Origin of the sequence: Pseudooceanicola algae, from assembly GCF_003590145.2 — a bacterium.
Taxonomy (GTDB): Bacteria; Pseudomonadota; Alphaproteobacteria; order Rhodobacterales; family Rhodobacteraceae; genus Pseudooceanicola; species Pseudooceanicola algae.
The window spans coordinates 2,708,082-2,720,810 of record NZ_CP060436.1 but is presented as its reverse complement, the minus strand read 5'-3'; the positions used below and the strand labels follow the sequence as shown (position 1 = coordinate 2,720,810).

The 12,729-nt window shown below is 61.1% G+C and carries 14 protein-coding genes; 5 read left to right on the top strand and 9 right to left on the bottom strand.

Annotation, left to right across the window (positions count from 1 at the left end):
* Positions 1–2: 2 nt before the first annotated feature.
* Genes PSAL_RS12720 through PSAL_RS12700 form a run of 5 tightly spaced genes read left to right on the top strand, consistent with a single transcriptional unit; the run spans position 3 to position 3,180 of the window.
* Positions 3–716, top strand: coding sequence for a flagellar hook-basal body complex protein (locus PSAL_RS12720; RefSeq protein WP_119841005.1), 714 nt, complete (start codon positions 3–5; stop codon positions 714–716).
* Positions 717–740: 24 nt separating this feature from the next.
* Positions 741–1,526, top strand: a complete 786-nt coding sequence (flgG, locus tag PSAL_RS12715; RefSeq protein WP_119841004.1) for a flagellar basal-body rod protein FlgG — start codon at positions 741–743, stop codon at positions 1,524–1,526.
* Positions 1,526–1,939: a flagellar basal body P-ring formation chaperone FlgA gene (flgA, locus tag PSAL_RS12710; RefSeq protein ID WP_119841003.1), complete on the top strand. Its 414-nt coding sequence runs from the start codon at positions 1,526–1,528 to the stop codon at positions 1,937–1,939. The genes flgG and flgA overlap by 1 nt, the downstream gene beginning before the upstream one ends.
* Positions 1,936–2,655 (top strand): flagellar basal body L-ring protein FlgH, encoded by a 720-nt coding sequence (gene flgH / locus PSAL_RS12705; protein ID WP_119841002.1) that lies wholly within the window; start codon positions 1,936–1,938, stop codon positions 2,653–2,655. The genes flgA and flgH overlap by 4 nt, the downstream gene beginning before the upstream one ends.
* 9 nt (positions 2,656–2,664) lie before the next feature.
* A complete protein-coding gene (locus PSAL_RS12700) occupies positions 2,665–3,180 on the top strand; it encodes a flagellar basal body-associated FliL family protein (RefSeq protein ID WP_119841001.1) in 516 nt (171 codons plus the stop codon).
* 76 nt (positions 3,181–3,256) lie between these two features.
* Here PSAL_RS12700 and PSAL_RS12695 read toward each other — a convergent pair whose 3' ends face one another.
* The 9 genes from PSAL_RS12695 to PSAL_RS12655 all read right to left on the bottom strand — a co-directional run bounded on the left by PSAL_RS12695 (position 3,257) and on the right by PSAL_RS12655 (position 12,606).
* Complete coding sequence (locus tag PSAL_RS12695; RefSeq protein ID WP_147407679.1) at positions 3,257–3,736, bottom strand: hypothetical protein; 480 nt, start codon at positions 3,734–3,736, stop codon at positions 3,257–3,259.
* Positions 3,736–4,821 (bottom strand): EscU/YscU/HrcU family type III secretion system export apparatus switch protein, encoded by a 1,086-nt coding sequence (locus tag PSAL_RS12690; RefSeq protein ID WP_119840999.1) that lies wholly within the window; start codon positions 4,819–4,821, stop codon positions 3,736–3,738. Before PSAL_RS12690 ends, PSAL_RS12695 begins: the two co-directional genes overlap by 1 nt.
* Before the next feature lie 7 nt (positions 4,822–4,828).
* The gene (locus PSAL_RS12685) at positions 4,829–5,593 is read right to left on the bottom strand and encodes a flagellar biosynthetic protein FliR (protein ID WP_119840998.1); all 765 of its coding nucleotides are present in this window, start codon (positions 5,591–5,593) and stop codon (positions 4,829–4,831) included.
* Positions 5,586–7,673 (bottom strand): flagellar biosynthesis protein FlhA, encoded by a 2,088-nt coding sequence (flhA, locus tag PSAL_RS12680; RefSeq protein WP_119840997.1) that lies wholly within the window; start codon positions 7,671–7,673, stop codon positions 5,586–5,588. The genes PSAL_RS12685 and flhA overlap by 8 nt, the downstream gene beginning before the upstream one ends.
* A gap of 119 nt (positions 7,674–7,792) precedes the next feature.
* Positions 7,793–10,162: a hypothetical protein gene (locus PSAL_RS12675; protein WP_119840996.1), complete on the bottom strand. Its 2,370-nt coding sequence runs from the start codon at positions 10,160–10,162 to the stop codon at positions 7,793–7,795.
* Positions 10,159–11,028 carry a flagellar motor stator protein MotA gene (gene motA / locus PSAL_RS12670; protein WP_119840995.1) on the bottom strand — a complete coding sequence of 290 codons (870 nt, stop codon included), beginning with the start codon at positions 11,026–11,028 and terminating at the stop codon, positions 10,159–10,161. The genes PSAL_RS12675 and motA overlap by 4 nt, the downstream gene beginning before the upstream one ends.
* A gap of 48 nt (positions 11,029–11,076) precedes the next feature.
* Complete coding sequence (locus tag PSAL_RS12665; protein WP_119840994.1) at positions 11,077–11,736, bottom strand: MotE family protein; 660 nt, start codon at positions 11,734–11,736, stop codon at positions 11,077–11,079.
* A 9-nt stretch (positions 11,737–11,745) separates the two neighbouring features.
* Positions 11,746–12,096, bottom strand: coding sequence for a hypothetical protein (locus PSAL_RS12660; RefSeq protein ID WP_119840993.1), 351 nt, complete (start codon positions 12,094–12,096; stop codon positions 11,746–11,748).
* 12 nt (positions 12,097–12,108) lie between these two features.
* Positions 12,109–12,606 (bottom strand): flagellar basal body-associated FliL family protein, encoded by a 498-nt coding sequence (locus PSAL_RS12655; protein ID WP_119840992.1) that lies wholly within the window; start codon positions 12,604–12,606, stop codon positions 12,109–12,111.
* Positions 12,607–12,729: the final 123 nt, after the last annotated feature.

Sequence of the window (12,729 nt, the reverse complement as noted above, 5' to 3'; positions counted from 1 at the left end):
AATTGGACAACGCGGGATATACCACCCTGACCCGGCAATCGGGCCTGATGCGGGAAATGACCGTCATCGCGAACAATATCGCCAATGCGGCCACCACCGGTTACCGGCAGCAGGGGTTGATCTTTTCCGAGTTCATTCAGTCGACGGGTGACGGGCCTTCGCTGTCCATGGCGGCGGCGCGGGTGCACAATACCTCGTTCCAGCAGGGCGCGCTGACCCAGACCGGCGGAAGCCTCGATTTTGCCATCGAAGGAGACGGGTTTTTCCTGATCCAGACCCCGGACGGAGAGCGCCTGACCCGTGCGGGCAGTTTTGCCACGTCGGCTGCCGGGGATCTGGTCACGAATGACGGCTACCCGGTGCTCGACCCCGGTGGGGCGCCGATCTTCATTCCGCCGGATGCAACGAACCTGGGCCTGGCAGCCGATGGCACGCTCAGCGCTGATGGAGCGCCAATCGGGCAGCTTGGTGTCGTCGAGCCGGTCGATCCGCTGGGTCTGACCCGCGCGGGGGGCACGATGTTCGTCGCCGATGCCGGCACCCTTCCGGTCGAGGATCCCCGCGTCGTGCAGGGGTTCATCGAAAGCTCCAACGTGGATCCGATCGGGCAGATCGCCCGGATGATCCAGGTGCAGCGCGCCTACGAACTTGGCCAGACCTTTCTTGAAAGAGAGGACGACCGGATTCGGACCACCACGAGAACGCTGATCAAGTAGGCCATCAAAAGTTAGGATTGAGATATGCGAGCGCTCAAGATCGCGGCCACAGGCATGGCTGCTCAGCAAATGCGGGTCGAGACCATCTCGAACAACCTCGCGAACATGTCCACCACCGGATACAACGCCCGGCGGGCGGAATTCGCGGACCTGCACTATCAGCAGATGGTGCGCGCCGGGACGATCAATGCCTCGGACGGAACGATCCTGCCGACCGGCATTCAGCTTGGTCTTGGTGTGCGCCCCTCGGCAGTGACCATGCACCTGGCACAAGGGTCGCTGTCGGCCACGGGCGGCGATCTGGACGTCGCCATCGAAGGGCGCGGCTACCTCGAGGTGACCTTGCCCTCCGGCCAGCCCGGTTATACCCGCGACGGCGCGCTGAAACGCACCGGAGAAGGGCAGATCGTCACCTCGGACGGCTTCCCTGTTTCGCCCGACATTACCATTCCGGACGATGCCCGGTCGATCTCTATCAACCCGGATGGCGAGGTTTATGCCTATTTCGCCACCTCTGCGGACGCGCAGCTTCTGGGGCAGCTGTCCCTGGCCGGCTTTGCCAACCCCAAGGGGTTGGAGGCGATCGGCAGCAACCTATTTACCGAAACCGAAGCCTCTGGGCCGCCGAATGTCACTACGCCGGGCCTCGATGGGCTGGGCACGGTGCGGCAGGGCTATCTTGAGGACAGCTCGGTCGACCCGGTTCGCGAAGTGACCGAACTGATCGAGGCGCAGCGTGGCTACGAGCTGAACGCCAAGGTAATCACGGCCTCCGACCAGATGCTCGCCGCGACGGCACAGGTGCGCTGATGTTGCGATTTTTGCTGCCCCTGCTGCTTTTGGCCCCGACGCTTCACGCCGAGACTGTCTTTGCCACGCGGACCATGCGCGCCCAGACGGTGATCGGCCCCGACGATCTGACGCTGCGCGACATGGAGGTGCCGGGCGCGCTTTCTTCGCTCGACGGGTTGATCGGCCTGGAGACGCGACAATCGCTTTATGCCGGCCGCCCGATCCGCCCCGGAGACCTCGGTCCGCCGGCGCTCATCGACCGCAACCAGATCATCAGCCTGGTCTACGACAAGGGCGGGCTGATGATCGTCGCCGAAGCGCGCGCGCTTGGTCGGGGCGGGGATGGCGAAACCTTGCGGGTCATGAACCTATCTTCCCGGCAGGTCGTCAACGGAGTGATCCAGCCAGACGGAACGGTGAAAGTGCCATGAAAACAGCAATCTACATTATAGCTCTTTCGTTGCTCGCCGGCTGCGGAGACCATCTGGGCAAGCCACCGGATTTTTCGCCCGAGGTGGATTCGCGCGAATTCAATTCGATGATGTCGCCCGGTTTGCCGCAAAACACCCGCACGCGCAGCGTCACGCAGCAGGCCTCTCTCTGGACAGCCTCGCAGACCTCTCTGCTGGGCGACCGGCGCGCGATGCAGCGCGGTGACATCCTGACAGTGGTGGTCGAGATCGACGAAAGCGCCGAGATCTCAAATTCCACTTCCCGTTCACGAAGTGGTTCGGAAAGCCTCGGGATAACGGAATTCTTCGGGATTCCGCAGCGGATCAACAATGACCTTTCCGGTGACGCCAACCTTGATGATGCCGTCGGGATCGATTCCAGTTCAAGTTCCAGTGGCGATGGGTCTGTCAGCCGGAACGAGCAACTGACCCTCCGGATCGCGGCAACGGTTGTCGACGTGCTGCCCAACGGTGTGCTGTCGATTCAGGGCAATCAGGAGGTGCGGGTGAATTTCGAACTGCGCGAACTGCTGGTCTCCGGTTTCGTGCGCCCCGAGGACATCTCGCGCCAGAACGAGATCACCTATGACAAGATCGCTTCGGCGCGCGTGTCCTACGGTGGGCGCGGCCAGATCACCGATGTTCAGCAGCCACGCATTGGCCAGCAGATCGTTGACCGCATCCTGCCCTTCTGAGGAGGCGACATGAAAAAGCTCCTGCCCATCATCTTGGTTCTGCTCGGCATCGGTGGCGGTACCGCCGCCGGTCTGATGCTGAAACCAGCCCCACAGACCATGGTCGAAATCGACCCCTGCGGTGACATTCCCCCCGTCCCGGACAACGCCGAACCGGCCGCCGATCCGAATGGCGTTCCCGGACAGCCCGAAGACACCTCGGATTATGAATACATCAAGATGCACAACCAGTTCATCATCCCGGTGGTCATGCAGGACAAGGTCTCGGCGCTGGTCGTGGTTTCGATCAGCCTCGAGATCGAACCGGGGACCAGTGAGCAGATCTATCTGCGCGAGCCCAAGCTGCGGGATGTCTTCCTTCAGGTGATGTTCGACCACGCCAATATCGGTGGTTTCGAAGGAGCTTTCACGAATTCCAACAATCTCGATATGCTGCGCCGCGCGCTGCTGAACGTGGCAAGGCAGACGATGGGGTCGATGATCAGCGACGTGCTTATTACGGATATCGCGCGGCAGGACACCTGAACTGGACTGTCTGCCGATCCGACCCGATCACACCAAAGGCCCGCGTCGCAATTGCCGGCGCGGGTCTTTCGTCAGATCAAGGACGCGGGAGAACATGAGAGCGCTTACGTCTCTTGGTGCTGCCGGCCTGAAGCACCGAAAGGTCCTGCAGAGCCACCATCTGGTTGGCAAGGCGGGCGGCTCTGGCTTCGTTCTGTGCGGCCATAAGCATCCGGGCGGCAACGTCGCGCCGGCCAAGGCTGAGGCTCAGCGCGGTCATCCTTTCGGATTTCTCGACCATGCAGAGCGCGAGGTCGCGTTGCAGGCTGCTGCGCCGGACCGACAGCCAATCCCGCCAGGCGCGCTCCTGTCCGCTGGCGAAATTCAGCGATCCACCAGCCTGATCGAGGGTGCGAAAAAAGCCTTCGGCGGCCCTGTCTTCCAAGGCGGAAAGGCTGGCGCGCAACGATGATTCCCGCAAGGCGACCTGTTGCAAACTGGCCAGATCGGCCTCGTAGAGCATCTCTGTCACGCGGGCGAGGGGTGCCAACTGTGTGGACGAAGCCGGCTGCGTCATCAGATACGACTCCTGGCCTTGCGGCGCATTTCGTCGGCAAAGCGGATGGCCGCCGCGACAGCACGGTAATCGGCGGGCCCGATTTCCTGACCGATCTCGACCTCGGCGTGCAATTTGCGAGCCGTTGGCGGGTCTGATTGGATGGGAACGCCGTTCTCCCCCGCGATCCGTCGCATCACGAGGGCGACCTCGTCGACGCCCTTGGCCACACAGGTCGGCGCACTGCTGCGGGTGCGATCCCATTTCAGGGCAACCGCGAAATGGGTCGGATTGACGATCACCACGTCGGCCTCCGGCACATCCGCCATCATCTGGCTGCGTGCAATCTGCTGTGCTCTCTGGCGGCGCTGGCTACGGATATGGGGATCACCCTCGGCCTCTTTCACCTCATCCCGGATTTCCTTGTCGGTCATGCGGTTCTTGCGCATGTGCTCGGCTCGCTGCCAGAGGTAGTCGATACCGCCCAGGGTCAGTGCGATCACGAAGACGATGAACAGAAATTCGATGCAAAGGCGCAAAAGGGCGGTCGTCGCGATCCCGGGCCCCAGATGGAGGGTCGAAGCCATGTCGGCCAGGTTGGCGGAAACGAAATGGAACAAGCAGGTGGAATAGATCACCAACTTGGTAAAACTCTTCAGGAATTCGAAGATCCCGTTGCGCCCGAATTTCTGTTTTGCATTGGAAATCGGGTTCAGGCGGCTGAACTTGATCTGAAGCTTTTCGCCCGAGACGGTGAAGGATTGCTGGGCGATGATGCCGCCAAGCGCCGCCAGCGCGGGCACCAGGAAGAAGGGTGTGACGGACAGGCCGACCGCGGCCATCAAGCCGCCGGTCGGCGCCCGACCAGGTCCGTCGAAGAAGAGCGGAGCGTAGGCTTCGGGCCGGTCGACAAGGCTCATAAGGGTCGAGCCAAGGTTAATCAGCGCCGAGCCGCCAACCGCAAGGCCGGCAATGCAGAGCCCGCCATAGGCGGCAGCAGTCGACAGGTCCGTGGATCGAGGGACTTCGCCCTTTTGCCGCGCTTTCTGCAGTTTGCGCGGGGTTGGTTCATGCGGTTTTTCGCCTCCGGTTTCTTCTTCGGCCATGGGGTCCTCAGAACGGGTTGGTCAGAAAGGCAAAGAACCGGTCGGCCCAGACCGTCAGGATCTGCTGGGACAACAGGAACAACAGGGCGAGCCCGCCGAAGGTGATGACCGGCGCGCCAACGAAGGCGACCATAAGCTGCGGCATGGCGCGATTGATGACCCCGAGGGTCAGGTTGTAAATCAGCGAGATGATGATGAAAGGGGCGGCCAGGCTGAAGGCCATGCGGAAACTTTGCGCCACAAGACCGCTGCCCCATTGCGCGATATCGGCCGCATCGGGCCATTGCCCCAATGGCATCGCGTCATAGGACATCAGCAAGTAGAGTACCGCATGGACGTGCAACCCGAAGATCATCGCGAGGGCCAGCGCGCCGATGACCAGCACATGACCTATGGCGGGCAGGGGCTCGACCCCTGCGCCACCAAGGATTTGTGAAAGAGACGTCGCCTGGGCCATCATCGACCCGGCGGTTTGCAACCCCATGACGAACAGACGCACCCCGAGGCCGAGCACCAGACCGATCGCGGTTTCGCTGGCCAGCAATGAAAGAAAGCCGCGATATCCGGAAGCCGGGATCTGAAGGTCGGGCTGGGCGGTCATCACGATGGCAGTCAGGCTGAGTGCGACACAAAGCTTGATGCGGGTCGGGACGGATTGTTCGCCGAAAGCCGGCAGAAAAGAGGCAAATGCGCCGACCCGCAACAGGATCACTGCCGCGACCCAGCCCTGGCTGCGGACCATGTTCAGCAGGTTGGCCAGCAAGTCATTCATCGGACACCATGGCGATCAGGGACGGGTTGGCATCGATACCGATTTCCTCGAAAGACAGGACCGGATTGGTGACGCCGCGCGCACTGAGAGCCATGCGCAGGAAACGGCGGCGTTGGGTCGAAGTGACGATGGCAGCATAGATCCCCTTGTCTGCGGCGTCCGACATCGCCTTTGAAACATTGGTTACCAGACGACTGAAAATATCGGGCGGCAGGGCGATATCGACGCTGCCCCGGTCGCGATCCAGTTGATAGGCCGCAAAGATCTCCTCCCACGCCGGGTCGAGCTGGATCAGCGGCGTGGTTCCGTCCGGGCGCCGCAACTCGGCGATCAATTGAAATCCGAGCCGGTGGCGCACGTGTTCGCAAATGGCTTCGGGCTGGGGCATGTGGGGGCGGACCTCGGCCACGGATTCCAGGATCAACGGCAGGTTCCGGATCGAGACCTGTTCGGCCACCAGCAGGCGCAGTACCTGATGTAAAAGGTCCAGAGGCACCTTTTCGGGGATCAACTCGTCCAGCAACTTGCGGTTTGCCTCGGCCCGGCGGTCATCCGTGAGGTTGGTCATCTCTTCCAGCACGCGGCGCAGGCTTTTCATGGTCAGCAGGCGCGGGAAATTGCGCTTGATCGTCTCGAGCAGATGAGTCGCCAGGACCTCTGGCGGAGAAACGAGCGTCAGGCCTGACAGCGCGGCCCCGTCCTGCGCGACCTCGTCGATCCAGCGGGCGGGGGCGCCGTAGACGGGTTCCTTGACCTCTTCTCCGGGGGGCAGGCCATCAGCACTGCCCTGTGTCAGGGCCAGGACCCGGTCGGGACGCAAGGTCGCGCGGGCCTGTTCGACCCCCTGGATCCGGATCACATAGCTGCCGTCGGGCAGGGAGGGATCATCGGTCAGGCGGATTTCGGGCAGGATCAGGCCGAAACTTTCAGCGACATGCAGGCGCATGTTCTCGATCCGCGCGTCGAGGCCGGTTCCGGGGTCCAGCACCATGTTCACGAGGTCAGGGGCGAATTCGACATGGATGTCATCAAGGTCCAAGGTATCGCCCAAGGATTTGCTGCGGACTTCCGGGGTGGGACCGGCGTCTTCCCTGGTATTTTCTTCGGCCATCAGGCGTCTGCGGACGGCGTAACCGGCAATGGCGAGGGTGACGCCCCCGATGACGAACGGCAGGAACGGCAGGCCGGGTACGAAACCGAAGAGGAACATCAGAACAGCAACGGTGGTCAAGGCAGCCGGATGACGGCCGAGTTGCCCGACCAGAGCCAGATCGGTTGCCCCGGTCGATCCGCCTCGCGCCAGAAGCAGCGCCGAAGCGATCGAGATGATAACAGCCGGGATTTGCGTGACCAATCCGTCACCGACGGTGAGAATGGCATAGGTTTCAAAGGCATCGCCCAGGGCCATGTCATGCACGATCACCCCCATAGCCAGGCCGACCACGAGGTTCAGTATCGTGATAAGCAACCCGGCCACCGCGTCGCCCTTGACGAATTTCGATGCGCCGTCGAGCGAGCCGAAGAAGGTGGTCTCCAGTTGTTCCTTTTCACGCCGTTCCCGTGCCTGAGTATGGTCGATTGCGCCGGCGGACATGTCACTGTCGATGGCAAGCTGCTTGCCGGGCATGCCGTCCAGGGCGAACCGCGCCCCTACTTCTGCCATCCGGGCGGCGCCTTTGGTGATGACCATGAAATTGACGATCAGCAGGACACCGAAAACGACCAGCCCGAGAAAGACAGAGCCGCCCATCACGAAGTCGGCGAAGCCCTGTATGACGTCACCCGCCGCAGCTGTGCCAGTATGACCTTCGCCGATGATCAGCTTCGTGGACGAGATATTGAGAGAGAGCCGCAACATCAGCGACGCCAGAAGAACAGTCGGGAAGGCCGAGAAGTCCAAAGGTTTCTCGATGAACAAGGTTACCGTAAAGATGAGGATCGCCAGGGCAAAGCTTGCCGCCAACCCGATATCCAGAACGAAGGCAGGAACAGGCAGGATCATCATGATGATGATCGACATCAGGGCAAGCGCCAGCAGGATCGTCGGCTGGAAGAGCGGACGGGATTCGGTTTCGGTCATGGAAGTCCCACGCGGTTCTCCGGTCAGGATTGGTTGATCTGATCCTCGGGCAAAGCCTTTTGGCTCTGGCCTCTTCTTTCCATTTACGCGGGCAAAGGTTGAGGATTGGAAAATGCCGCCTATTCGTCGAGCGCGTTGTTTACCTGGTTGTTCAGAAGCAGGTCCTGCAGTGCCGACCGAGTGTCGCCACTTTGAGAAAGCACGTCGCGACTTGCGGAAAGGGTTGGTGGTCCAATGGCAGGCAATGCGATTGGTGCCGCCTCCTGACCAGCCACGATGGCTGCCAAGCGGCTTCGGGCCGAAGGTTCGGTGCCTTCCACTTGCGCCCAGTTGCGTGCGAGCCAGGCGGCGTTCGCCGCCCCCTCAGGATCCCCGGCAGCAAGAAAAAAGCGTTCGGCGCCGGTGAAATCCCCAACCGCAAGGCGAGACTTCGCGCGCAACGCGTCTACGTCGTCTCCGCTCATGCCGAAAAGTTCCGCTTCGGCGCGGTCCGGTGCATTTTCGGCCAGGGCGATGTCCGCCCGAAGCAGTCGACGTCGACGCCCGGTATCCCCTTCGGCGCCGAGGGCGACCAGTTGGGCGGCAGGATCCGGGAAGCCAAGCGCAAGAAGGCGTTCAGCCGCTGCATTGGCGGTTTCCGCTTCGGATTTTTCGCGAATCAGGGGCGCGTTTTCAAAGTAGAGGCGAGTAAATGTCGGATCATTGCCATTCGCGGTTAAATTTCGCGTCAACTTGTCAGCGATGCGGTCTGCGGTTTCATCTTCGAGTATGTCGCCATGTTGATTGTAAAGCTCGAAGGCCGAGGGGAAATTCCCGGTGGAAGCTTGGGCGGCAATCTCAGTGGTCAGCAGGCGGGCGGAGATCGGGTCACCTCGATACTGGGTGCGATAGCTTTCCAGCAGGCCGATGGTTTCGGGGTCAACGGGAGTGCCATGATCGAGCGTTTCATTCGCAAAATGCAGCAATGCTTCCGGAGACAAGTCGTCGTTGCGCGCGATGATAGCATCGTAGGCCGCTGAATCTGGATGGCCGTTGTCTTCGGTCTGAAGTTGCGCCGTGGCAAAGTCACGGAGCGGTGTGGTGTCCGGGGTGTCGCGGTCCACGATCCGCAGAATATCCCGCGCGATATCGGTTTCCTGAGCCGCGACGAAGCGCTCGGCCAGAAGAGGGCCTAGATAGGATTTCAACGGGACGGGCAATAAGGTCACAGTGTTCAGGATCGAAGCGCGCTGGAAATCGGATCCCGGGGGGATCCGCTCTCCGGTCAGCGCGGCCCAGACGGCCGCTTCGCCTTCGCACCAGATCTTTCCAGCGAAGGGCCCGTCGTCAGAGTCGTGCCCATATTCGAGCATTCGACCAACTGCCGACATTTCCGCGCCGAGATCAGGATTGACCGGAATCGTCTCAAGGCTGCGGATCGCTTCGGCACCAAAGCCGTTTTTGAGGTAGAACCGGGCAAGAGTGACATAGGCGGCGCCATTGTCGCGGTCGAACTCTCCGGTCAGGTCGCGACGAAGCTGTCCGAGTTCATCCGTGAAATCGCCCAACAGTTCGCCCGTGGCCAACGGTTCCATCGTCAATGTGCAAGGTGAGCCAGACAGGCGATATCGGGAGACATCATTTTCTTCCGCAGCCTTCAGGGAACTTGGCGTGGAAGAAACCCCAGGATCGGGACCATGCATGACGAAATGGTTGTCATATTGACCGGGCGGCGCATTCTGCAGGGCGTCTTTGATATCGTTGCTTGGGCGAAGGAGGCCTTGCGTGGCCGCGAGGCTGATCGACTCGAGCAATTGCTGCTCCAACTCTCGGGTCAGGCGTGCGTCTTCGGGGTCAGGTATATCGGGAGCGGCCGGCAGGCGCGCGATAGCCTCGGCTGCGAAACTGGTGAAGTCTTCAAGGCTTCGGTCCGACGGGGATATAGGGGTCAGAGGCTCGGGGTTTGGCGCGGCCGCGGGTGACGGAGCGGGCGGACCCTCTGCGATTTCGACCATCGGCGCGCGTCGCGGCGCGGAGGCTGGAGCTCTCGACATCGACATGGGGTCCGACGCGCCGAAGCTCAACGCGGCGCCGCTCGGTCCGCCGAGGCCGGGTTGTGGCAGGCTGCCGCCCGTCAGGCGTCCCACCGTGGAGGTTCTGGGGCGATCGAGCACGTCGATAATCAACAGATCACCCGGCGAAACTCTGGCTTCGGAGGCACAATTGCAATTCAGTTGGATGTCGAGGCCGAGTTCGGCGAGGGGAAGGATATTGGCAACGCGTTCACGGGTGATGCGCGAAAAGGCACGCGACAGGTCGATGCGATCAAGCCCGCCGCCGAGCCGGAGGGTCAGTTGGCGTGGCGCTTCTTCAAGCTGCCAGTCGCTCCCTGGAGGCAATTGAAGGGTCAGCCGGGTAAAGTCGGCATGGTCCCCACTGCGCAGGGTTGCAGTCTGAGCCAGAAGCGAAGCCGGCAGAAACGCCAATGTCAGGATCAACCAGCGCATCATGCGGCCCCGCTCTTGACCTCTTTGAGAGCGTCTTCAAGCTCGGAAAAGCTGGGGCGGCAATGCGAGGGCGTGTTCTGGCGACCGACCTCGATACAGATGTTGGTGGCATGATTGTGGAGATTTGCCACGAGCACCTCCCGGATGAGTTGATAGAAATGGCCGTCTTCCTCGGTCACGGTCTGCAGACGACTGGCAAAGGGGCCGACCAGGCCATAGGCTAGGAACACCCCGAGGAATGTCCCCACCAAGGCCCCGCCGATCATCTTGCCGAGGACTTCGGGCGGCTGGTCGATCGAGGCCATGGTCTTGATCACCCCAAGGACTGCGGCCACGATCCCGAGGGCGGGCAGACCATCGGCCATGCTTTGCAGGGCATGACTGGAGTGCATGGAATGGTGCAGGTTTGCCTCCATCCGCTTTTCCAGAACTTCTTCGACCTGGTGGGGATCGTCGTAATTCATCGAGGCAGAGCGCATCGTGTCGCAGATCAGTTCCACCGCTTCGCTGTCGGTCAGGATCTTCGGATACTTGGAGAAAATTGAGGATTCTCCGGGGGCTTCGATATGTTCCTCGATAGCAACCGGGTTCTGACGTGCCAGGCGGATCAGTTCGAACAGGAGGCAGAGCAGATCGCGGTAGTCTCCATGCTTCCATTTCGGCCCCTTGAAGACCTTTCCGACGTCCTTGGCTGTGTGCTTTACTGCGGCCATGTCGTTGGACAGAAGAAAGGCGCCGATAGCTGCACCGCCGATCATCATCATCTCGAAAGGCAAGGCCTTCAGGATGATGCCAATCTTGCCGCCAGCCATGAGGTAGCCGCCGAAAACCATGACGAAAATAACGCCAATACCGATGAAACCGATCATGTCAGGTGCCTCGAATCCGCTGCGTTTCCCATGGGATCAGGCTAGGGCTCAATCCTTTGGAACAGATGAATTTCGCCCGGCGAGAACCACGCTGATTGTATAGGCGCGCTCGGGCGTGAGCCCCGACATGACTGCTGCGGCGGCCTCGGGGCGCATACGACCCAGGAAACCGGCAGCAAAGTCGGGATCCATCTGTTCAAACAGGGTCGCTGCGTCCTTCGGCTTCATGTTTTCGTAGACGGCGACCAGCCGGGAAATGTCGTTCTCGGCGGCATTGTCGGCCAGAGCGAGCGTTGCGCGCAGGGCCTCTTCGGCTTCGGCAAGCTGGGCGAGTTTCTTTTCAATCTCTTCGTCAGCGATGGAGAGCGCGTTCATTCGATCTCTGATCTGTGATTCGCGTTGGTCCAACCGGGCCTCGCGGGTCTTGAAGGCCTCGAGCATGGCTGCAACATCCGGATCGGGTTCACAGGCCAGGGCGGTATTGCCTTCGGGCATATCCACACCCATGGCGGCTTCATGAGGTTCCTCAGCGGAATCAAGGGCCAGGACCTCGCTCGAATGCAAGCCGACCCTCAGAGCTGCCGAAGCAAGCAGCAGGCCAGCGATCAGCGGCAGGCTGCCACGCCGCTTTCGGCGCGCGCCTTTTCGCGCTTTGGGTGGCGCGGGCTGTGCGGGTCGTTTCGCCGTCTTGTCTGATTTCCTTGCCATCTCAGCCCCCTATTTCGTTCCGGTCCGGCGTGAGAAGACCGGCTGTGCCGTGGTATCGGCCTGCGGTTTTTCCACGGGATCGAGATCGTGCATAGAGGCCACCAGCAATTCCAGGCGCTTGGCCACGCCCTCGGCCCGGTCGGTGAGTTGATCTAGGGAATCGCTTGATTGGCTGGCCGTCTTTTGGGCCAATTTCAGGGTGCGGGTCAGATCATCGACCTGAGCTGACAACACGGCGACAGCGCCACCAACACCGTTTTCCAGATCGTTGAATCGCGCCAGCCTGCGGGCCAGAACGAAACAGTAGAACACCGCGCCAAGGGCCCCGGCGACCAGCAAACCATCTGCTATCAGTTCCATTCTGGATTCCTTTCAACTCAAGACAAATTCGACGATCAGCAGGTCATTGACCGCCTGCGGACCTGTGATGACCTGGATGCGCCTCAACATCTGCGCCCGCATGCGCACCAAGGCGGCAGGATCCTCAAAATCCTCCATGCGCAGGGCGCGCAGGTAGTTGTTCAGAACATCCATGACCCTCGGGCGGATCTTTTCGATATTGGTTTCCTGGCCCGACGGGACCTCGAGGCTGGCCATGAAGCGCAAATGACGGTTCTGCGACACCGGGCCAAAAGATATGGTCACGGGGTCGAGCGCCACGTAGGCGACATCCGGTGCGATGAAATCCTCTGCGACGTGGCTATCGTCTTCCGTGACTTCGTGAGCCTCCTCCGATCCAAGAATCATTCCGGAATAGATCGCGAAAAAGCTACCCGCGCCCCCGACCAGAGCCCCGACCAATGCCAGGATCAGCGGTAGCTTGGACTTCTTCTTGGGAGTCTCGTCTGTGTCGTCGTTCTCTTCTGCCATGGCCCAACCAAATTCTCTCAGCTGGCTCGTTTTTAACGGTCATGGACTAACCGATTATTAAGCCCGTTCGGACAATTAAGGGAGAGTCGCTGGCAGAAGCCGGCATGACGGGAGATACGGTTT